Here is a 20,965-nt window from a genome sequence, read left to right as displayed (position 1 = left end):
ATTTCGAAAGTTGAGATGTCAACATGATTCCACCTGGAAACCGTTTTTCGGTTGCAAACCTCCGATAAACCCGCACTTGCAAATCCGTCGGCTGGTTTCATCCTGACGTATTTCAGATTAACCAAACGTTTCATTTATATATTATGACCAAATTCATGCAAATTGTCAAGAGGGAAATCAAAAAAAATTGTTTTTTTTACAGACGTTTTTTTTTCGGCGGAAAACTCCGGGATTCCGGAAATTCGAGGGGGGAGGAAAGGTCTGACGCTTTGCGGAGCCTCTTCCGGCGTCGTCCCGCATCGTCAAGTCGGCAGTCACCGCTGTTTCGATATCTCGGGACGAGGCGGCTGAAACTTGAGCCGCCCCATGCGGCCCGGTGAACGGTGCGGCCGTCCGGCAACCGTTGACGACCAAAACGCCATGAGCGGTTCCCGACTGACGCCGGAATAATCATAGCGGACAAAGTTGACCCGGATTTCCGACGGAACCCGCTCCGAAACAAACGCCTTCCGGGGGAATGCGGCCTCGATCAGCCATCCGGTCTCCTCCCCGCTGCTGTCGTGTAGAAAACCCGCCGCATGACGGATTCCCGGAAAGTCACGCCCGGGATATTCGTGAATCTGATTCATCTCCACCCATAATCCGTCCGCATCAAAGAGAGTTTCCCCGCCGCCAAAGAGATACTCTACATCACGCACAAGGCCGGAAGCATTGAACTGAACCTCCCAGATTCGGCGAAAATCCCCTGAAACATCGAGAAAAATCTCCACGACATCTCCTGTATGAAGCGGATCGTCCCGTTTCGTGCCGGAGCAACGGATATCGTGATCCAGACAGAAAAATGCAACGTAGAGCATGGTGTCATCATACGCCAGTCGGACCTCCGTAAAAGGAACATCCGCGGAATTCTCCCGGTCGAGCGGAGAAGAGTCGATCCGAAGCGGCACGGCATTTTCCCAGCCGGAATCCCCCGCTTTCCCGTCAATGTGGATCTCTCCCCGCCGGAACGGAACTCCGGATTCCGGCAGAGGAGGTGCGGCCCGCAGCAGCAGAGTTGTCGCAAAGCAGAACAGGAATGCGAGGGACGCCCTTCTTCTCATTCCGCCAGCTCCCGATTGAACTCCTCCGGCAACGTGCTCATCAGCAGCCAGACGCCCCGGCTGAAACAGCGGACAGGCGGCTTCTCGGGATTTTTCCCATCGCCTTTACGACTTGCGGCAATCCGTTTCTCACGATTGAGTCTCCCGGCCGCAGCCTCAGCCCGGGCGGCGGAGGAAAATTCCGCTACCAGCACGGTATTGCCGTATGCGGCCCGGTGAAGACCGGCGAGAAAATTCCCGATGGCGGATTCCGCACCGGCCCCGTCCCAGACTCCGGGACGGTGATATTTCACGGCAAAGACCCGCGAAGGTTCCTCTCCAATTAATTCAAGGATGCCGCGGCCGACCTCGGCGGAACAGTCGGTGATTCCGATGCGCGTCCACCCGCCTGCCCGCGCCGGAACGGAATCCGGAAGTGCGACGGCGCAATCGAGCGGCGCACGGTCGAGCAGTGTGGTTTCAAGCCGCTCCACCTGACCCGAAGCGACCAGCCCGTTGACAAGAGTCGAATCGAGAAATCGCTCCGCCGCAGCGGCGATTCCCGCCGGTGTCGTACCGGTGATCAGCACAAGTTCGGTTTCAAACGGCGGCCGGGCTACAAAACGACTGTGAAGAAACGGATTCGGCCCGCTCTCGATCCAGCCGAGATCTCCGGAAAATCTGCCGAATCCGAACGCATAGACACTTCCATTTTCAAACCGCGCCTCGTGTTGCAGAATCTGCCGGACAAGGGGATCGTCCGGCTCCCCCAGAACCACCAGATGACGAAATGCGAGCGCCTCCGGGTTGCCGGCGGCGAATTTTTCATTGAAGCAGCCGCTTTCGATTTTCCCGCCTTCGGACAACACGCTCAGCAGCGGATGGTTCTTTGCCGCGGCGACAATGCGTTGAAAAGCCGCACGCACCGCCGGAGGAGCATCTTCCGCGATCGTAATGACCAGCGATCGCGGCGGCACCTCGCCGAAAGCCGAACCCCACAGGACGGCAGACAACAATACAAACACCAGCAGATTCTTCACAACTGTTCCTCCAGCATGACAAGTTCTCCATCGCCGCTCCGGAGAGGAACTTCCACCACCCACTCATCCTGCTCTTCCCGAACGGAGAGCGGCAGATGCTCATTCATTCCGGTAGCGACAACCCCTTTGGCTCCGGGAGATTTCCGGATCCGCAATTCAACACGGCGGGCCGATTCGGCAAGATCCTCAACCGTGCAGAAGATCTTCCCCGCCGATGTAAAACCATACCCGGCGGTCCCCTCCGGGTAACGCAGCCGGCAGCGTGCGTCGCGATACGCGGTCTGGGCAATTTCCGCGGCAAGCTCTTCCGTCAGCTCTTCCGGGCGGATGCCAGCGACAATGCCGTTTCGCCCCGCAACAATCCGCCCATCTTTCACATGCGGAAAGAGTTTCGCAAATTCCGGCGGCAGCGGTTTGCGCTCGGTGAAAACGACCGCCATCTCCCCTTTTTCGATCCGCCCGGCGACAGCGGTTAACTCCTCCTTCTTCATCGAGGACGGCAGCGGCACGATCAACGGCATCGCAGCCTGCGACCGTGCCAGGCTCGTCGCGTTCGCAGCGCATGGGATGCTCAACCCGGCCCGGTGAAGCCGCCCGATCACTCCCGCGAGGTTCAGAATCAGCCGATCCGCATCCTGGCTGCCGCCCATGCCTCCGCCGGTAAAAATCGCTTTTTCCGGATTGCTCAGCAGGTCGGTTCCGACCAGAAACGCAAATCCGACTGCGCCATCCGGGCCGATCAGGCTTTGTCGTTCAGCCGCGTTCCAGTTCTGCTGCCAGTCATTGGCGTTCTGCACATAGGAGCTGTATCCATTCATCCCGTAACCGTAAGTGTGCATGGAACCGTAACTTCCGTCCGATCGCAGGGTGCCGCGCCAGCCACGAACCAGCTGATGGCGGCGTGAGCTTTCCGTCGTGCCGACCGGACCAAACCAGTGCGGATTGTTCAGCAACGTATTGTCCCATCCCCAGACAAAATTCGCCCGGAGCTTCCATTCCGGGTTAAACGCCTGATGAATCATCTGCCGCCCGGCGGTCAGAGCGAAATCCTCCTGATGCGCGCCCCAGGTGTCGTCGTCCGACATCCCGGAGAGACACGCCCCGATCTCGGCCGCCGCCTCCGGAGGCAGGAGCGGGATGCCCTGTCCATTCATGACCATGCGCTTTTTTCCGCTTTCGATGGCCGAGCGCAAGGCACGAAATGACTTCAAATAGTTGTCGAGCTGCCAGCGCGCAAACGGACCACGGAAGGAGCGGTCGATCTCCTGCAGCAGTTCCTTCCTGGTCCGCCCGCTCAATCCGGGCTGCCCGGAACGGCGCAGATGCCGGTCGAACTCGACAATTTCCAGCATCGAATACATCGAATCCGACGACGGTCCGGTGTCCCAGCGGTCGCTGTTGGAAATATCGATGATCTCCGCATTCTTCCACGCGGCGAGTTCATGGTTCATGGCAACAAGCGACGGGCCGGCCACTTCGAAAAAACGCAGTCCGTTCGGGAAACATCCCCACGGATTCGCATAATGGCTGAAATCGTTCTCCGAGAGAAACAGCTTCTCCGGAGCAACGGCGGTGCTGCGCCGCACCTGCTTGATCCGGTTCGCGTAACAGTAGACTTTGTCCTCCGGTTCTCCCCAGTGGCCCCGGGTGTCGCGGGATCCCGTGCCGAGCGCGAAATAGGAACGAACGCCGCGGGTCACAATCGCAGGAACCTTGAACGTATTCTGATCCGGACGCGTCTCGGCAATGTTCCGCAGCGGCGCGGCGGGCTCGATGACCAGCAGCGGCAGAGAGGCGACAACCGTACCGCCGTCATCCACCGCCTCCACCCGGCACGGTGCAATACCGTGTGGCGGCAGCGTCGGCAGCCGAACCGGAAACACCCGGCGCAACTGTGTTCCCGATGCGAGCCTGATTCCGGAGAGAGTTGCAACATTCACCGATCGTCTGCCCGGGATCAGCAGCCGGAGCGTGAGAGTTTTCTTCTCCTCTCTGGAAACCGCCGGATCAGCGGCGCCGAACAGTTCGATCTCCGTGAGGGAGGGCTCCACGCGCTTCGGTCCGCTTCGGCCATTCTCACGCCAGGGGAATTCGAACACCCACTCTTTCGCTTCCGCCGGATCGAAATCCAGTTCGGCACGCAGATTCCGAAAATCGGCATCAAGACGGTCGCGCCGGCAGACCTCTCTTCCGTCGGCGCGAAGCACGAGTGCGCCGGGCGTGACGATCACGCCCTTCCGCCGGTCTGAGGCTCCATAAAGTACAACCCGGCTCAAGCGGACCGGTTCCGGAAAACGGAATGTGATGCGATTCGTCTTTCCCTGTTCTCCGCGCCAGATCGCCGAATCATGAATCATGTCCCGCCGTTCCATGTCGGACGACGCAAGGTCATTCAACATGCGGGCGGAGCACTCCCCGAAAGGGGCGAGATTGCGAAAATTGCGACTGAGTTCAAGCGTTACATTGGCCGTTTCACCGGGGAGATACGCATAATTGGAAACGCGGAATCCGCCACGGCACTCCATGCGGAGCTGTTCCGGCCGCGGTCCGGGAAGCGTCCGTTTTTTTTCGGAAAGCTCATCGGAAGAGAGTCGAGTGGAATATTCCGGCGTAAAGTCGGCAAGAAGCGCCTTTTCCGCCAGAACCGCATCGCCGGCGGGAGAGAGAACCGCCGTGCGAAGCCGGAACGCATCATAAAGCTCGAGCTGCTGCGGAGCGAGCGGGCCCGACGGGGGCAGTGTCAGCACGAGTTCCCCCCGCTTTCCGGGGGCAAGGCGCAAGACTCCATTGAGATCATCCAGCAGCGTGCCATCCCAGCCGGAAAGCCGGACCACCACGGGGAGTTTCAATTCGACACGGCCCGGATTGCGTGCGGAAATCCGAATGGCGCGCCGCGCGCGGTCGATGGAAAATCCGATCTCTTCGACGGCGGGCGTTTTGCCGTCAACAGGTCTGGCCTCTGCAAGAAAACGGAGAACATCCGCCCAGAATTCCGGTGTTCCGGCATTGAGTTCCGAGGCGAATACCGCGACACGGCCCGCCCCGTATTCTCCGGTGATGAGCAGAGACTCCTCTCCGGAATCCGCCGCCCATAACCGGGTTTTCCAGTTCCGGTTCAGCAACGGACGACTGAAAAACCCTTCGCCGGCCTGACGCGGAATCTTCAGGTACGGGACTTCGCGCTTGAGGCATTCGAGGCGGCTCTCCCCGCGTTCCACAGCATGAACAGGGCGCATCCGCCAGCGGTAATTCGTGCGGAATACGGGAGATCTCCGGAAGAATTTCTGATCATACTTCCCTGTTCCGATACCGGGCTCGGCGTTACCGCGATACCCGAGCTGCATCAAACTCTGCCAGGCCGTGGTCGGCGAGATCGGCGAAAACCGGAACGCGGCGCTGCCGGGATTCCGCCCCAAGGTAATCAGCAGGGAATGACCACGCCGGACATGTTCGGCAATCCGTTCAAAGAGCGGCCCGTCGAGCTGTGCACCGGCGGAATCGGACTGCCAGACAAGAATTTCCGGAAGCTGGTCGAACCCGGAACTCCGGTCGACCCCGAGGGATTCCCTTCCCGCTCCGGCGCGAAACGCCGCGGCCTTCTTCGGATCCACGTTCACGCACTCCACCCGCGCCGCCGACGCAGCGACTCCCGAAAGCAGTATGATGCAGAACAACCATTCAAATTTGTTCAGAAACATGTCTCAATACCCTATCTGCCAGTCAAAATAATTACGCTTCAATGATTCGGTAAAGAATGCAGCGGACGGAACCGACATGACATGCAAACCCGACATCAAGGCATTGCGTTTTCCCCCCTGACCGGGATGACCGTTTTCCTCATTGAAATCCCACCATGCAGCCGTCGGCCCCGTACTGTATTGATTCTGAGACTCACCGCCATCCCTGTAACGATCGGCCAATAACACAGCATTACCCCGCTGATTCGAGGCAGCCAGTTCGGGCGAATTGATCTTCACCTTATCCAGCCGAAATGCCCGATTGTTCGGAATCGGCTGATTGCCTGTGGTCAGAACATAGTCCGCGCTGCGCCCGTTGTTGAACGCATAACTTAATTTTGTCTTTTTTCCTCCAGCAGGAAGAAGAGGATCCAACGGACAGGAAAGATATTTGACTGAGGTGGAAAATCTCTGCTCATGCCTGCCATCCCCTCCGGAAGCGGCAACGATGTACTCCTCCCAGGAAAAAAACTCTGTCGCAGAATCCTTGCGAGGAGGAAACCACTCTCCCGTATCATAATTCAAGAGTGCCACGCCGATCTGTTTAAGATTGTTGACGCAGGCAATCGATTTCGCCCGGTTGCGGGCCTGATTCAAGGCCGGCAGCAGCATGGAGGCTAGAATCGCAATAATAGCAATTACAACCAACAATTCAATTAATGTGAATTTTAATGTTTTCATCGACCTTTCCTTTCCATTTTGAAAACAATGCAATCCCCAATCAAGCAAACTGCTTCGGTCTCTTTTCGCACCAAGAATTTCGTTCAAACAACTTCACGCAAAAAACTGCGCAGATTACGTTTGCGGGCAGAATTCCTGCTTTGAAAAAATCGTTTTACAACCGGACAGGCGGCCCGTTCACCTTCTTTCGCGGAAATTTCGCCCATAATCAGAGGAAGCAGGACCGGTTCCATCAAAAGTTCACTCAACTCAGCCCAAGGTTCCTCGGAACAACGCCGAAACGGCTGACGTTGAAATTGTTCGATCAGCGGAGCAAGTTTCGGGATGCGGCTCTGTTCTTCCTTCAAAAGTTTCAGGAACGGCGAGAGCCCCATGAGAGCGTCCATCTGTGCAAATTGGAAATCAGGAGAAACCAGGTATTCAAAGAAATGCTGTTCTGAAGAATGAACCCGGTCTGTTCCGAACAACGCGGAATGAGCGATAAATACTCCGTTTGCAGCCCCGGGAGCAAAAGGCAACGGTCCAATCTGGAACTCATTGCCCTGTTCAAGAAGGCGGAAGCTGTTCCAATGATGAGTAAAATCAATCAACCCGGCAAGACGGCCGCTCTGCAACAAATGAGCATGCGGCTCCTCCGGAGAAATTTCATGATTGATCAGATTTTTCTGCGCATAAAACGCCAGCGAGTTGAAATAGGAAGAAAGCTCTGGACTGCTCTCAATCCCGGCAAGAGAACGGCCAACCAGGTCAACGACACCGCAACAGGCGGCCAGCCAGTCATTCCTCGGCGGAAGCAGGCTCCGTTCTCCGAGCCGGGCATACACCCGTTCCAGCCAGGCGGTGACCGTCTCATCCCGGGCCGGCACGAGCGGATTGGAGTCCGGGCCGCGGTAGATGAATGCGTGCATCTGCACCTGGTACGGCAGGAACAAACTCCAATCCCAGTCGGAAAATTGTGCGAGCGCTGAATGCCGCACCCTGTCAAATCGCTCGTTCCCGAAAATTTCGTTCAGAGGAACAGCGGGCGGCAGCCCGTCACGTCGCGGCAGCCGAAGCGCCACGCGGGTTCCCTCCGGAATTGCCGCCTTGGAGTCACAAAACCGCGCCCGCACCTCAAAACCGGGATTTCGCCGTTCAAAATCGCGGAAACGTTCCAGCCAGAACGCGGTCTGATGCGGCAGGTTTTCGAAAACGGTGACCTCAACGACCTCCCTCCGCTCGGAAGTTGCAACTCCCGCGGCTCCGGGACGCACGGCAACCCGGCTGCCTTTCTGCGGAATATTCGTCACAAGTCCGCGTTTCTCCAGCTCCTGCAACGCAATCTGAACGGATGCAGGCGAGATGCCGTACTGTGCGGCAAGTTCACGCCGGCTCGGCAGACGGTCGATGAATCCGGGAGCCCCCGTTCGGATCAACTCCGCGATCGTTTCTATGAATTCATGAATCTTTGTCGTATTGCGCATCTCTTCGCCTTTTTTAATCATCTGTACAATATTATGACATATTTTTTGCAAAATGTCAAGGTTCATCTCAAAAAAAAGCAAAAAAACATGCTGAAAAACCAGCAAGCCATCAAAATCACTATTATTATTCAAATGTACAATTATCCCATTTCAATCACTCCCGGCTTTTCAACAAAAAAAGTTTTTTCGAAATCTTTTTCCCGAACCTCTTGACATTAGTATGGTTTTTTACCCATAATATCAATAGCCACCAGTTGGCCACCCTGATTTAGAAAAACCGGAGACGAAATTGGAAACCGAAAAAATAAAAACCACGGAACGCTGGAAGATCCGCACCTACATTCTGGGGCTTATCTACCGCGGCGGCGGCAGTTCGGTGAAGGTCCCCTCCTCGGCGGAACTCGCCGCCCGCTTCGGGGTTGCGCGACGCACCGCACGCATCGCGCTCGAAGGGCTCGTCCGTGAAGGATGGCTCATCGGGCGGCGCGGGGTCGGAACCTTCACCAATCCCGCCCGCGCATTCGGAGATGATTCCGACAGCCGGATCCCTCTGATCGGCCTCATCTACGGATACGGCGACAACTTCTACTACGACATCCCCGCCATCCGGATGCTTTCCGAGATGGGGCTTGCGGCGGCGGCGGGGGGATTCAACGTCCGGTTCCTCACCCGCATGTCCGGCAACGAAACGTGTCTCTTCACGGAGATTCGCGATTCCAATCTCGACGGTCTCGTCTGGGCTTCCAACAGTTACCCGTCGATCGAACTGCTCGAAAAACTCCGGGAACTCGGAATCCGCATCGTCACCATCGACCGCAAAGTTCCGGGTTTCAGCAGCATCCTCTTCGATTCCGCCGCCGCCATCCGGCAACTCGCAGCGCTCCTCGCTGCGGAAAAACGCAACCACATCGTCCGGCTGTGCCCGCCCAATGAAGGCCACGCCGCATCGACGACCAGAGACAAAGAGCTCATGGAACGGTTTCTTCCGGCCTGCCGCGGCGTTATATTTTCCCAACATCACTACCGCGAAACGCTTGCGGAACTCCTGAGCAAGGAGACCCCGGACACTCTCATCATCGGCTGGAGCGGTGGTTCCGCTGCCGTTGAACTTCTGCGACAACACAACATCGACCCGATCACGAAGTGTCGAATCGTGGTGATGGAAGATTTCGCCGACTCGATTTCCCTGCCCTGTCTCGTTCTGGACCGCCCCTACCGGCAAGCCGCGGACGCCGCCGTTGCGGAAATCGCCAGACAACTGGCGGAAACTTCGCCCGAACCCGTGGACGCCGCCGTGAACGTCGTTCTGAAATACCGAAATCTGAATCCGGATCCATCTTCGATGTTTCATTCAACCCCGAAGGAGCCAAGATCATGAACCAGCCGATCGCAAAGGAAACCCAAACAGAGAAGAAGAGAAGTTTTACATTGATTGAACTTCTTGTCGTAATTGCAATCATTGCCATCCTGGCCTCGATGCTGCTGCCCGCCCTCAATCAGGCGCGCGAACGGGCCAAAACCAGTGCCTGCGCCAACAATATGAAACAGATCGGACTGGCATTCATGCTCTATTTGAACGACTACGGCAGGCTGCCGAAACCGTGGACACGCAACACTCCCGGCGCGATCAACTGGCGCAGTGACCTCTTCCGCTACATCGATTCGAGCGGATTCAAGGAAGATCCGAACAGCTATCACCTGTGCAAGACCTATTTGTGCCCCACGGTCATGGATCCGGCGCTTCAAGGTGTCAGTTACGTCATGAGCGCAAAACTCGAAAGTGAGGCAAACCGCACGGAACGCGCGCTCGCTTCGAAGCGCAAAGTCATGGTTGTAGAGAGCAATGTTGCAGGCTCTTTCCGCATGAGCCCTTGGACACACAACGGATACGAATGGAATAACTGGACCGCGATCACGCTAGCCTGGGATAAACGGCACAACAAATCCATGAATGTCCTCTTCACAGACGGAAGCCTCACATCCACCCGCATCGAAATCGCTCCCGAACGCAGCGAATCGACCCGAACGTTCAACTGGTAGCCAGGAAAGGAATCTGAACATGTCTCTCTCGAAACTTCTGCTCTGCCTGTTCGGCGCGGGTGTGGCCGCTGCCGCCGGGGCCGGAGAATTCACCAGCGACTTCTCCGGCGGAACCGCCGGGTGGCTTGTGCGGGGAGAGTCCGCGCCGCTGGTGCAGTCCGGCTCTGCACTGCACTACGACACAACCCGACCCGACCCCTCGAAGTACCGCTGGACGACACTCGAATCCCCGAAGGCGATGGACGGAGACTTCCGCGTTTCGCTCACCTTCCGCATTCTGCGGCAGGACCACTGGAACAGCCTGCGGCTCAACGTCACCTCCGTCAAGGAGAAGGCGTGGAACGCCGTGCTCTACCGCAGACAGCAGAAACTCGGCGACGAACAGTTCAACTGCCAGCTGAACATCGCCGGAAAAAAACAGGAAAAAACCACTTCGAGCCGGGCACGCTCGGGAACGCTCATCATCGAACGCAAAGGAGAGCGACTCTCGTTCTTGTTCCTTCCCGAAGGAGCGTCACAGCCGACCGAGCTCTACGCGGTCGAAAATGCGCCGGCAGGAGCGGCGACCGCAAGCATCTCGTTCGACACGCCCAAAATGACCGGCAGCAGGATTGAACTGACGAATTTCACGCAAACCTGGGAGAACGAAGTTGTCGGCGCCTTCGCTCCGGTCTATCTGCAACGACAGAAGATCGCCTCCGAAACGGATCGGTCGATCTGTCTTCTGCTGCTCGAAAACGGCTCCCGCGCGGAAGACGGCACGTTGCGCATCGCTCCCGGCGGCCGGGCGCTCTTCGGCATCCGGGGACCGCTGAATATGATCGATCCCAGACTCGAATGGCGCTCCTCGGGCGCGCTGAAACTGAGCGCCGTCCGCCCCGGGTCCGCCGAGACGATCGAACTTGGCGAAACGCTCGTCTGGGACAACCCCACCCCTGCCGGGAAAGCAACATACAAACCGCGTTCCGTCTGGCTCACAGATCTCGTCACGCGCAACCGGAGCCAGCGCAACTGGATTCTGCCGCACCTCTCCGGGGACAACCTCTTTTTCGTCACGGTCGCTCCCGCCGCGAACGAGGAACTCCGGTTCGGGGAACCTGTTCTCACGGGCTCCCCTCTGAAGGGGATCGAGCCATTCACGCCCGCCGCGCGCGCAACGTCGCGCCTCGTCCGAATCGGGGAATCCGCCACGCTCGCGTGGGAGACGCCGGAGGAGGGGCGTGGCTGGTTTCCCGGTTCAAATTCTCCGTTCCGCGCAGGAGAGCGCCGTGAGTACGGCGAGGTTCCCTACGTGCTTTCGCCGACGCTGCTGGGGCCGGAACTGCCGTCGGTCGCGATTCCGGTCGGAACCGCTGCCGGAACGATCCATTTCCTGCACGCCGCCGGACCGCAGCAGCCGGGCGACTCTCCCCTCGCCGCGACCTGGCTCATCGTCTACGCGGACAACTCCACCGAACCGGTATTCGCGGTGCTCCGCTGGAACTGCGGCGTCTGGCGCGACGGCTATCTCCCGCGCGGTTCGGCGGACTTCACCTGGTGGGGACCGCCCGGCTTCACACGCGGACAGGTCCACTATCTGCCGCGCCCGCCCTTCGGCGTCTCATGGGACGCGCTCTATTCCGCCTCGATTCTGAATCCGCATCCGGAGAAGAAGATCCGCGAAATCATCGCCTACCAGATGCCCGGCGACCGGCGCAGCTTCGCCCTGCTCGGCGTCACCATCGAACCGCCTGAGAACTCCCGCGTCGCCCTCGTCGAACCGGATGAGGCGACCTTCGAACCCGGTAAACCACTCGGTGTCACCGTGATGGAGTACAACGCCGTCGCCGCCGCGACCGATACGGAAAAGAACGTTCCGGTCGCGCTGAAGCGCGGCAATTCATCCGTGAAGATCGGAGACGTGAAGCTCGCCGTTCGCGGAAACTTCTCCGGCGGCCGGGCGATCGTCACCCCGACGGGAGAAGCCGGACCGGTCCGCATCGCCGCCGGAAACGCCGAAAGCAGCCTGCTCGGCCTCCTGCCGGAGAGATCCGCCACCGACCGGCCATATCACCTGACCATGATCGCCGGGGGCGGTGAACCGCGCGGCGACTTCGAACGGATTCGCCGCCTCGGTTACGATTCGGTCAAAATCCACCTGCCGTGGGTCGAAAACGAACCCGGCAAAGTCGAGTGGCCCGGATGGCGCGAACGGATTCGACGCATCGCGGGCGAAGGGCTCAAGATCGGATTCCGCAATCACATCGGCAATTCCCAGCCTGAATACATCCGGGAAAACGCCGTCTACCTGAAACAGTACACTCCGGACGGTACCGTCACCGAAACCCGCCTGCCCGACCCCGCCGATCCGCTCTACCGCAAAAGCGTTGCCGCTTATTACCGCGAAGCCGGGAAACTCGCAAACGAATTCCCCGAAACCGTCTTCAGCATCAACGCAAACTACGGCATCCGCAGCGGCCTCGGTCCGAAAAACCTCACCGTCGGCGAGACGACCATGCAGAATTTCCGCAAATCACTCGCACAGGAGTTCACGCTTGCCGAACTCGGCTCCCGGCTCGGAAAAACGCTCACCAGCTGGCAGGAGATCACGCCGGAACTCGTCATGACGGACAAGAGCCGGACGCTTCTGCCCCGCCTCGCGCGCATGAACATGCAGGATCTCGGCATCCTTCAGCGTGATGTCGCCGCCGCAATTCGCGAAAGCGGCTGCAAGGCCCATTTGACCTTCAACGTTCCGTTCCACCCGATCGAGCACAAACTGCTCGGACTCAATACCACGGAATATCTGAAACTCTCCCGCGAATTCGCCCCCGGCTCGATCTTCCACGAAACCAGCGACCGTTACTGTCTGAGCTTCGCAAAGTGGATGCTCGCGAAGCGGACGATGGATCTCCCTTACGGCGACGAGGGCAATCAGCCCCCCCCGACCTACGAACACAATGTCCTCTCCTATCAATGGATGGCGATGATGCAATGTTACGATGCGCTCTACTGCCAGTGGTTCGGCGGCAAGCCCGCCGCCCAGAACATCGCGTGGCTGAAACCATATTACCAGATGCTCTACAACGCGGAATATCTGCCCGACCCGGTCGCATTCGCCTTCAGTCTCGACACAGGATTCGCGGAGTCGCCGGACGTGTTTCCGAAGAGCCTCCACTCGACCACGCGCTCCCACTATTCGCTCGCGAATCTGCTGCGGGCGCTGAACATCAATGCCGACCGCTATATGGTCGACCGCTTCCCGGAGTACGACGGAAACGTGAAGTGTCGACTGCTGATCGACGACATCACCCGTGACCTTTCCCCGCAATTCGGCGACCGCATCGAGTCGTTCATCCGGAATGGCGGCGTATTTCTCGCCTCGCTCGAAACCGACAAACGGAACAATCACACCTTCTTCCGCCGTTTCGGCATCGAAGTCGCGCCGGATGGAACGCTCTCCGGCAAGGGACTTTCCATAAAAAAAGGAGTCCGCACCATCGCAGAAAAAAACGTGGGGAAAGGCACACTGCTGATCCTCGCCGGAAGCTGGGAGAGCCCGAGCTGGGATCCGGGAGAACCGGAAACGTACCTCGCATTCGCCCGGGAGCTGTTCACCCGCGCAGGAAATTTCCGGCCGCTCGTGAAAACCGACACCGTCGACGTATTCGCAACGCCTTACCGCACACGGGAAGGGGATGTGCTGATTCAGCTGTTCAACATCACGGCCGCCCCGTGCCGGGTCCGTTTCGCCGCCGCGGCAAACCTCGTCGCGGGCGCGGAGTTCTTCGATCACGGAACCAACGCGGTACTGCCCGGAGTCGAAGAAGCGGGATATCTCTCCGCCGAAACCGAAGTTGCTCCGCTCGCCAGCACAGTCATCCGCATGCGGCCCGCAAGATCCAGCCGCTGAACGACGAGGAATTTCACTCCCCGGGCGGGACGTTCTCCTCCTGCACGCGCAGGAGGGGCAGCGCGAGGCGGATCGTGTCGATGTCGCGCAACCAGCTCCGGCGGCCGTCAACAAGCCCCCAGAGCCGTACCTCAGCCCGGGTCGTGAAGCTCACCAGCACATCATTCCCGCTCCCGGCAACCTGGAACTCCCGGTCACCGGAGCGATGCGCATAGCGGTTTCCATCCGTATCGTCGTCGGTCGTCCGGGTGTAGTCAAGGCTTGAAAGCGCGGCTTCAAAGGCGGCGAGGAACTCCCGTTTTTCCACCTCATCCGGGCAGCTCACCACCTCGAACATCACGATCTCCTGACATTTCCATCTCGGCGAAAGCGCCAATGCCGCAATCCCCAGAAACAACAGCCCGAGACCGATCACCCAGAGGTGTTTTCCCATATCGTCTCCTCACAAACTCCAGACCGCATCGCTCGCATCGCTCGGCATGCGCCAGTCGCCGCGCGGCGAAAGCGCGATCGTCCCGACCTTCGGTCCGTCCGGAATGCAGCTGCGTTTGAACTGCTGGCGGAAAAATCTCCGCAGGAAAGTCGCGAGCCACCGTTCGATCACCTCCGGCGTGTAAACTCCGGCGAACACCGTCTCGGCGAGAAACCGGATCTTCTCCGGCTCCGCCCCGTACTTGATGAAGTGGTAGAGGAAAAAGTCATGCAGCTCATACGGCCCGATCAGTTCCTCGGTCTTCTGGCTGATCGCACCTGTTCCGTCGGCCGGAAGCAGTTCGGGACTCACCGGCGTATCGATCACGTCGCGCAGCACGGCGGCAAGTTCCGGCTCGGAACGCTCCGCGGTCGTCTCGATCAGAAACCGGATCAGCGTCTTCGGGATCGAACAGTTCACGGCGTACATCGACATGTGGTCGCCATTGTAGGTGCTCCAGCCGAGCGCGATCTCCGACAGATCCCCCGTGCCGACCACCATCCCGCCGGACTTGTTCGCGACATCCATCAGAATCTGCGTACGCTCGCGCGCCTGTACATTCTCATACGCCGTATCGTGCACGGCAGGATCGTGGCCGATGTCATGGAAATGCTGAAGGCAGGCGGCCTTGATGTCCACCTCGCGCAGCGTCGTACCGAGCAGTTTGCAGAGCTTCACGGCGTTGTTGTAAGTGCGGCCCGTGGTTCCGAAGCCGGGCATCGTGTACGCGATGATCTCCGAAGCGGGGCGGTTCAGCAGTTTACAGCACTCCGCCGCGACCAGCAGCGCAAGCGTAGAATCGAGTCCGCCCGAAACGCCGATCACCATCGTCTTTGCCTGCGTGTGTTCGACCCGCTTCGCGAGACCGGCACACTGAATGTCGAAAATCTCGCGGCAGCGTTCGCGCCGGTCCGCCGCCTCCTCCGGCACGAACGGGCGACGCGCAATCTTGGCGTACCGGCAGTTCGGCGAGCCCGCCGCCTCCGGCAGGACGATCGTCCGGAACTTCACGCTCTCCGGCAGAACATTGTCGTTGAAGGAACTCTCGGAAAGGCGCGCCGCTCCGATCCGCTCCAGATCGACATCCGCATACGTCAGATTGGAAACCCGCTCAAACCGCGTATTCTCCGCCGCGAGACGTCCGTTCTCCGCGATGAGCGCGTGGCCGCCGAATACGAGGTCGGTCGTCGACTCGTGGACGCCCGCCCCCGCCAGCACATAGGCCGCGAGGCAGCGCGCGCTCTGCTGTTTCACGAGCTCCCGGCGATAAGCCGCCTTGCTCGCGAGCTCGTTGCCGGCCGAGAGGTTGAAGATCGCCCGCGCTCCGCCCAGAGCCAGATGCAGCGACGGCGGCAGCACGCACCAGAGGTCCTCGCAGATCTCCACGCCGAACCGGAACGGCCCGCCGCAGTCGAACAGCAGATCCGTTCCGAACGGAATTTCCTCCCCGTCGACACGCACCGCTCCTCCACGTAAATCCCGGCCGGAGTGGAAGTGGCGCTTCTCGTAAAACTCCCGGTAATTCGGCAGCACGCTCTTCGGCACGATGCCGCAAATTCTTCCGTCTGCGACCACCGCCGCAACGTTGTAAAGCGCCTCCTTCATCCGGAACGGCAATCCGATCACCGCAACGGTTCGGCTGCCCGCCGTTTCATGCGCGAACCGGAGCGCTCCCCGCTCCGCCGCCGCAAGCAGCCGCTCCTGAAAGAACAGGTCGCCGCAGGTGTAGCCCGTGACGCAAAGTTCCGGAAACACCACCGCGTCAGCGCGTTCCTGCTCCGCGAGGCGGTAACACCGCAGCAGCTCCTCCACATTGAACTCGACGTCGGCAACGCGCAGTTCCGGCACGGCCGCGGCAAATCGGTAAAATCCAAACATATTTTTCTTCCTTTCCAGCAAAAACGTTACAGAACCATCCCGGCGATCCAGCCCGCGGCAAGAAGCGGCAGATTGTAATGCAGAAACGTCGGAATCGTCGAATCGTAAATATGGTCATGCTGTCCGTCGGCATTGAGTCCCGCAGTCGGTCCGAGGACCGACTCCGACACCGGAGACCCCGCGTCTCCAAGCGCCCCGGCCGAACCGACGATCGCGATCGTCGCCAGCGGAGAGAGTCCCATCGCCGCGCACAGCGGAACGTAAATCGCCGCAATCAGCGGAACCGTCGAAAATGACGAACCGATTCCCATCGTGATAATGAGCCCGATGAGCAGCATTGCGAACACCGTCACCCCCTTGTAGTCGAGCGCGGCGCCCTGAACGAGCGTTACGAGCTCCGAAACGCCGCCGGTCTCCTTCATGACATTCGCGAACCCGGCGGCGGCGATCATCACGATGCCGATTCCGCCCATCAGATGGACGCCCTGCACGAACACATCCTGTGTGTCCCGCAGCCGGATCACTCCGGCAATCACGAACACCATCACCGCGAGCAGCGCGCCGACCAGCAGGGAGTCGAGAAAGATCTGCACGACGAGCGCCATCAGAATCGCCGCGATGCCGACCGCCACGTTGAACGGCTTGATCTCCGCAGGTTCGGTGGCATCCACCATCGCTTCCGTTCCGGAGGTGTTGTAGACGCGCGGCCGGCGGTAGCTGAAAAAGACCGCGATCAGCAGCCCCGCGACCATGCCGAGCGCCGGAATCAGCATTGCGGGAGACGCCTGCGAGGCGTGCACCTCCATGCCGTTGCGCGTGATGTTGTCGAGCAGAATGTTGTTCAGGTAGATCTTCCCGAATCCGACCGGCAGAACCATGTACGGAGTGATGAGGCCGAAGGTCAGTACGCAGGCGACCGCGCGGCGATCGAGCTTGAGCTTCTCAAACACCGGCAGCAGCGGCGGAATCAGAACCGGAATGAAGGCGATGTGCATCGGGATCAGATTCTGTGAGGAGATCGAAATCAGCGTCAGGATTCCGAGCAGCATGTATTTGAAATAGAGCAGCCGCCGCGCGGTCAGTTCGGTTCCGATCCAGGCGAAGAGTTTGCGGGCGATGAGTTCCGTCACGCCGGAGCGCGAGATTGCGATGGAAAAGGTTCCGAGCATCACGTAGTTGATCGCGAGCACCGCGCCGTTGTCGAGGTTGCTCAGGAACGCCTTCATCGTCCCGCTGAAACCGCCGACGCAGCAGTTCCAGAACGCATGGAACTCGCCGTGACCGAGCATCGCCCACGCCTCTCCGCCGTCGACGGCCCCCATCAGCCCGCCGACCACGGAAGCGACCACCAGCGCAAACACCACGTTCATCCGCAACGCCGACAACGCCAGCAACACCGCGACCGCGACCAGAACGGGATTCGTCAACAACTCCCAGACCATTCCATTCCAACCTTTCCCAAATCAATACTTCTACGTCGTTTCCACAGACCGCATTTCCCTGGCCGTCTTCACTCTCCGCGCGCCCGGTGGAGAAACATCACAAGCACGAGCAGCAGCAGAAATAAAATCAAAAACAGAAAATAACTGATCATCGAAGCGAGTTTCTGCTTCGGAGTGACCCGCAACCCGAGCTTCGTCTGCACCAGATCAGTCAAGTTCGGCAGCAGGATGAATGCAGCCGGAACCAGAATCAGCGGAAATGCCACGAGGAAAAACACGCCGGTCAGATCCGTGGAAACCACCGTCATCACGCAGCCGAACACGAGCAGAGTGACGAAACATCCCGGCGCCGCGACTTTCACGCCGGTATCGGCGGCACGCTCCGAGCGACGCAATCCCGGGACACCGAAATAGATCCCCGTGATCGCCGCCAGCACGGCCAGAGTCGACAAAATAAATGGATCCTGAAACATCAAAAAACTCCTTTCGGATAATATCGCCCCGAAAGTGCCGAATATCAACCCCGGGAGCGTAAATCCCCCCTGTTATTTTTTCCGCCAGATCCGCTGTTGCAACCCATTGTAAAAAAATTAGATTAATCTAACTGGCAGCTGTTGACATTCTCATTTCAGATGGTATATTATCCACAGTTACTGTGTGAGCCGACTCAATTTTCAGAAAAAAGCAACAACGGCTTGACCGCAACATAAAATTAGTTTAATCTAATTAATAAAAAGGGAGTGAATTATGCTGAAATATTCCGCGATCATCGGAACCGTTCTGGCCGGAGTCATCACCGCTGGAGCGCTGGAAATACCGGATGAGGTGAAACATTTTTCCCGGGAGATACGGAAACGATTGCCCGGGGTGGCGAAGTACGAACCGGTAGAAAATGGTATATACACTGTAAGCGACAAAAGCGGCAAGAAACTTGGAACGCTTTATCTGGAACGCATTTCCGATGACGATCGGCAGATGGGTTATGCCGGAACGATCGAAATCGCCGTCGTCTTCGACCCGGCAGGTAAGGTGGCGGGTGTTCTTCTGGGAAGAAATCAGGAGACTCCATCGTTCCTGAACAGAGTCCGGGCGGCGAAGTTTCTGGACCAGTGGAACGGCCTTCGGATGGAGGAGATCCTCGACAAACAGGTCGATACCGTAACCGGAGCGACGTACAGCAGCAGCGCCATCCGCGCCGGAGTGCGAAAACTGGCGGAAAGTTATCTGGCGGAAGGGAAGAGATCCGAAGAGGAAGAAACCGGACTTACCGCGGAAGAACGGGCTGCCGTCGAACGCGAACTCGTCCAACTGGAACGGAAAGTTCAAATGCACAGGCGGATCTGGGAATCGAGCGAACGGCTTTTGAAACAGCTCCGGGAACGAAAGGAAGAGGAGCTGGAACTCCGCTTCATTGCTGCGGTTGACGGGAAAGAGGCCGCAGCTGAGTTCGCGAAAGAACATGACATGATGTTCTTCAACCATCCCCGCCGGGGTCCGGAAAAAAAGAGCCGGACGGAACTGCTCGGAGAGGCCTACAAATCCTCGCGCTCGGCCGAAGATCTCGCAAAACTGAAAGCGGCGATTCTGGAGGATTACGAAGGGCTGCTGTTACGGGTTCCGCCGCACAACGAGGAACACCTGAAAGCGATGAAGGCTTCGCAGGAACGGGTGGAACTGCTGAAGAAAAAACTCGGATATGCCGACCAGACCGGCTCTCCGGCCATTACCGAATAAACCTCAATCACGGAGTCAACGGAAAAATGAAACCATCCATCGAACTTGTTTCCATGCAGAATCACAACATCGGCAACGACACTTCTGCGTCGTTTCGCAACGCAACGTCAACCGGCCGCCGGATGCTGAACGCGGCGGACGCGCGGTCCGTTATCCGCGGCCGCGCCACGATCAGAACAGCATTTACACTTATTGAACTTCTGGTCGTGATTGCGATCATTGCGATTCTGGCGGGAATGCTGATGCCGGCGCTGAATCAGGCTCGAGAAAAAGGTGTGGCATCGTCATGCCTGGGCAGATTGAAGAGCATCGGACAGGCCGATGCGCTTTATCAGAATGACTTCGGTTACATCTCGCCCGCGCGGGAGTATCTCGCCGGAAGCCGGGGGCTGTACTGGTGCGGCGATACCTCCTCCAGCGGCGGCGGGAGCGGAGATTCGATCGATTTCACGGCGGAAGGTTATCTGACCCCCTACATCAAGAGAGCAACCGGCAGCAACGACATCGGTTCCGAGCTTTCGTCAAATGCCTTCATCTGTCCGTCCGGAGTCGTCCAGGGGATGCTGACCGGCCAGAAAGTGACGGCTGCGAACGGCGGCGGTTACGGGGTGAACCGGAACGTGCACGGGACGCTTTTCATGGCCTCCCCCAGCATGAAATCGTTCTATCCGCTGCTGCGCCCGGGCCAGATTCCGAAACCGTCGCAGACCATCGGTTACGGCGACTCGGCCACCAGCAGCGGTTCGGAGCTTAAGGTGAACAACCTGATCAGCGGAAACAAGGTTCATTTCCGTCATGGGAAGCGAGGGAATTTCGCGTACGCCGACGGACACGTCACGTCACTGCCGGGCTTTTACACGCACTCGTGCGGTTCGGGATTCGGAACATCAAACCCGGATGAAGCCAACAACATCGGCTGCGTGAATCCGGACGAGGCCGACTGCAACACGGAAAACAGCTTGTTCTGGAGCCGGTAAATCATGAAACGAAAAATCATGATCGTGATTCTGCTTGCGATCTGCGCGACGGGACTCTGGTTCTTCCAGGTCAGCGGAAAAAGCGTGGAAACACCGCGCGAAATCCCCGCCTCCCCCGAGCAGAAAAAGGAACTTCAAACCGCATTGAGTGTCATCGAACAGGCGTTCGGCAGCAACAACACAGCGACGGTTTCGCGGCTCTACGGGCTTTCCGATCGGGAACGGAAAGCCGCCGAGTGCGAAACCGGAGTCGATCCGGTACGTGCCGGGATGGAACAGCTCGGAGGATTCGGCTGCAAGCTGAAAGTCGAAAACGCCGCGTTTCTCGCCGTCGACCGGATGCCCGCACGTTTCTATATAACGGGCGATCTCTGCGACGGCCGCACAGTCCGGTTCACGCTGAACCGGACGAAACGCGGACTGCGCCTCAATGAGGTTGTCGTCCGCTGACGGAGAATCAAAACCACCGGCTAAGCCGGTGGTATGCACCACGCCTTCAAGGCGATATTGCCGGCAGCCCGACACGGGCT

General features: G+C 58.7%; 15 protein-coding genes. 6 read left to right on the top strand and 9 right to left on the bottom strand.

Annotated features, from left to right (window positions below; all coding sequences use genetic code 11):
• Positions 1–314: 314 nt before the first annotated feature.
• The 5 genes from Q0K10_RS11190 to Q0K10_RS11170 all read right to left on the bottom strand — a co-directional run bounded on the left by Q0K10_RS11190 (position 315) and on the right by Q0K10_RS11170 (position 8,000).
• Complete coding sequence (locus Q0K10_RS11190; RefSeq protein ID WP_294507008.1) at positions 315–1,100, bottom strand: carbohydrate-binding family 9-like protein; 786 nt, start codon at positions 1,098–1,100, stop codon at positions 315–317.
• Positions 1,097–2,119, bottom strand: coding sequence for a hypothetical protein (locus tag Q0K10_RS11185; RefSeq protein ID WP_294507006.1), 1,023 nt, complete (start codon positions 2,117–2,119; stop codon positions 1,097–1,099). The genes Q0K10_RS11190 and Q0K10_RS11185 overlap by 4 nt, the downstream gene beginning before the upstream one ends.
• Positions 2,116–5,817 carry a hypothetical protein gene (locus Q0K10_RS11180; RefSeq protein ID WP_294507004.1) on the bottom strand — a complete coding sequence of 1,234 codons (3,702 nt, stop codon included), beginning with the start codon at positions 5,815–5,817 and terminating at the stop codon, positions 2,116–2,118. The genes Q0K10_RS11185 and Q0K10_RS11180 overlap by 4 nt, the downstream gene beginning before the upstream one ends.
• A gap of 3 nt (positions 5,818–5,820) precedes the next feature.
• Positions 5,821–6,537 carry a type II secretion system protein gene (locus tag Q0K10_RS11175; protein ID WP_294507002.1) on the bottom strand — a complete coding sequence of 239 codons (717 nt, stop codon included), beginning with the start codon at positions 6,535–6,537 and terminating at the stop codon, positions 5,821–5,823.
• 83 nt (positions 6,538–6,620) lie between these two features.
• A complete protein-coding gene (locus Q0K10_RS11170; RefSeq protein ID WP_294507000.1) occupies positions 6,621–8,000 on the bottom strand; it encodes a GntR family transcriptional regulator in 1,380 nt (459 codons plus the stop codon).
• A gap of 289 nt (positions 8,001–8,289) precedes the next feature.
• On the opposite strand from Q0K10_RS11170, the gene Q0K10_RS11165 reads away from it, so the two are divergent.
• From Q0K10_RS11165 to Q0K10_RS11155, 3 genes are read left to right on the top strand one after another with little or no spacing between them, the layout of a single operon-like run.
• The gene (locus Q0K10_RS11165; protein ID WP_294506998.1) at positions 8,290–9,378 is read left to right on the top strand and encodes a GntR family transcriptional regulator; all 1,089 of its coding nucleotides are present in this window, start codon (positions 8,290–8,292) and stop codon (positions 9,376–9,378) included.
• Positions 9,375–10,040 (top strand): type II secretion system protein, encoded by a 666-nt coding sequence (locus Q0K10_RS11160; protein WP_294506995.1) that lies wholly within the window; start codon positions 9,375–9,377, stop codon positions 10,038–10,040. The genes Q0K10_RS11165 and Q0K10_RS11160 overlap by 4 nt, the downstream gene beginning before the upstream one ends.
• 19 nt (positions 10,041–10,059) lie before the next feature.
• Complete coding sequence (locus Q0K10_RS11155) at positions 10,060–13,932, top strand: hypothetical protein (RefSeq protein WP_294506993.1); 3,873 nt, start codon at positions 10,060–10,062, stop codon at positions 13,930–13,932.
• Positions 13,933–13,945: 13 nt separating this feature from the next.
• Here Q0K10_RS11155 and Q0K10_RS11150 read toward each other — a convergent pair whose 3' ends face one another.
• The 4 genes from Q0K10_RS11150 to Q0K10_RS11135 all read right to left on the bottom strand — a co-directional run bounded on the left by Q0K10_RS11150 (position 13,946) and on the right by Q0K10_RS11135 (position 18,197).
• Positions 13,946–14,365 carry a hypothetical protein gene (locus Q0K10_RS11150; RefSeq protein ID WP_294506991.1) on the bottom strand — a complete coding sequence of 140 codons (420 nt, stop codon included), beginning with the start codon at positions 14,363–14,365 and terminating at the stop codon, positions 13,946–13,948.
• 9 nt (positions 14,366–14,374) lie between these two features.
• On the bottom strand, positions 14,375–16,282 hold the full coding sequence (locus Q0K10_RS11145; RefSeq protein WP_294506989.1) for an NAD(+) synthase: 1,908 nt from the start codon (positions 16,280–16,282) through the stop codon (positions 14,375–14,377).
• Positions 16,283–16,308: 26 nt separating this feature from the next.
• On the bottom strand, positions 16,309–17,724 hold the full coding sequence (locus Q0K10_RS11140; protein ID WP_294506987.1) for a Na+/H+ antiporter NhaC family protein: 1,416 nt from the start codon (positions 17,722–17,724) through the stop codon (positions 16,309–16,311).
• A gap of 68 nt (positions 17,725–17,792) precedes the next feature.
• Positions 17,793–18,197, bottom strand: a complete 405-nt coding sequence (locus Q0K10_RS11135; protein ID WP_294506985.1) for a hypothetical protein — start codon at positions 18,195–18,197, stop codon at positions 17,793–17,795.
• A 274-nt stretch (positions 18,198–18,471) separates the two neighbouring features.
• Between Q0K10_RS11135 and Q0K10_RS11130 the strand changes: the two genes are divergently transcribed.
• Genes Q0K10_RS11130 through Q0K10_RS11120 form a run of 3 tightly spaced genes read left to right on the top strand, consistent with a single transcriptional unit; the run spans position 18,472 to position 20,885 of the window.
• Positions 18,472–19,458, top strand: coding sequence for an FMN-binding protein (locus tag Q0K10_RS11130; protein ID WP_294506983.1), 987 nt, complete (start codon positions 18,472–18,474; stop codon positions 19,456–19,458).
• 26 nt (positions 19,459–19,484) lie between these two features.
• Positions 19,485–20,435, top strand: a complete 951-nt coding sequence (locus tag Q0K10_RS11125) for a prepilin-type N-terminal cleavage/methylation domain-containing protein (RefSeq protein ID WP_294506981.1) — start codon at positions 19,485–19,487, stop codon at positions 20,433–20,435.
• Positions 20,436–20,438: 3 nt separating this feature from the next.
• A complete protein-coding gene (locus Q0K10_RS11120; protein WP_294506979.1) occupies positions 20,439–20,885 on the top strand; it encodes a hypothetical protein in 447 nt (148 codons plus the stop codon).
• Positions 20,886–20,965: the final 80 nt, after the last annotated feature.

It is taken from the genome of uncultured Victivallis sp., assembly GCF_944391105.1.
GTDB lineage: Bacteria > Verrucomicrobiota > Lentisphaeria > Victivallales > Victivallaceae > Victivallis.
This window is presented reverse-complemented; position numbering and strand designations above follow the sequence as displayed.

What these genes read in the sequence shown, in the direction of transcription:
- Q0K10_RS11190 (WP_294507008.1), bottom strand. Translation starts at nt 1,100, where the DNA reads ATGAGAAGAAGGGCGTCCCTCGCATTCCTGTTCTGCTTTGCGACAACT.
- Q0K10_RS11180 (WP_294507004.1), bottom strand. Translation starts at nt 5,817, where the DNA reads ATGTTTCTGAACAAATTTGAATGGTTGTTCTGCATCATACTGCTTTCG.
- Q0K10_RS11175 (WP_294507002.1), bottom strand. Translation starts at nt 6,537, where the DNA reads ATGAAAACATTAAAATTCACATTAATTGAATTGTTGGTTGTAATTGCT.
- Q0K10_RS11170 (WP_294507000.1), bottom strand. Translation starts at nt 8,000, where the DNA reads ATGCGCAATACGACAAAGATTCATGAATTCATAGAAACGATCGCGGAG.
- Q0K10_RS11160 (WP_294506995.1), top strand. Translation starts at nt 9,375, where the DNA reads ATGAACCAGCCGATCGCAAAGGAAACCCAAACAGAGAAGAAGAGAAGT.
- Q0K10_RS11155 (WP_294506993.1), top strand. Translation starts at nt 10,060, where the DNA reads ATGTCTCTCTCGAAACTTCTGCTCTGCCTGTTCGGCGCGGGTGTGGCC.
- Q0K10_RS11150 (WP_294506991.1), bottom strand. Translation starts at nt 14,365, where the DNA reads ATGGGAAAACACCTCTGGGTGATCGGTCTCGGGCTGTTGTTTCTGGGG.
- Q0K10_RS11145 (WP_294506989.1), bottom strand. Translation starts at nt 16,282, where the DNA reads ATGTTTGGATTTTACCGATTTGCCGCGGCCGTGCCGGAACTGCGCGTT.
- Q0K10_RS11140 (WP_294506987.1), bottom strand. Translation starts at nt 17,724, where the DNA reads ATGGTCTGGGAGTTGTTGACGAATCCCGTTCTGGTCGCGGTCGCGGTG.
- Q0K10_RS11135 (WP_294506985.1), bottom strand. Translation starts at nt 18,197, where the DNA reads ATGTTTCAGGATCCATTTATTTTGTCGACTCTGGCCGTGCTGGCGGCG.
- Q0K10_RS11130 (WP_294506983.1), top strand. Translation starts at nt 18,472, where the DNA reads ATGCTGAAATATTCCGCGATCATCGGAACCGTTCTGGCCGGAGTCATC.
- Q0K10_RS11125 (WP_294506981.1), top strand. Translation starts at nt 19,485, where the DNA reads ATGAAACCATCCATCGAACTTGTTTCCATGCAGAATCACAACATCGGC.
- Q0K10_RS11120 (WP_294506979.1), top strand. Translation starts at nt 20,439, where the DNA reads ATGAAACGAAAAATCATGATCGTGATTCTGCTTGCGATCTGCGCGACG.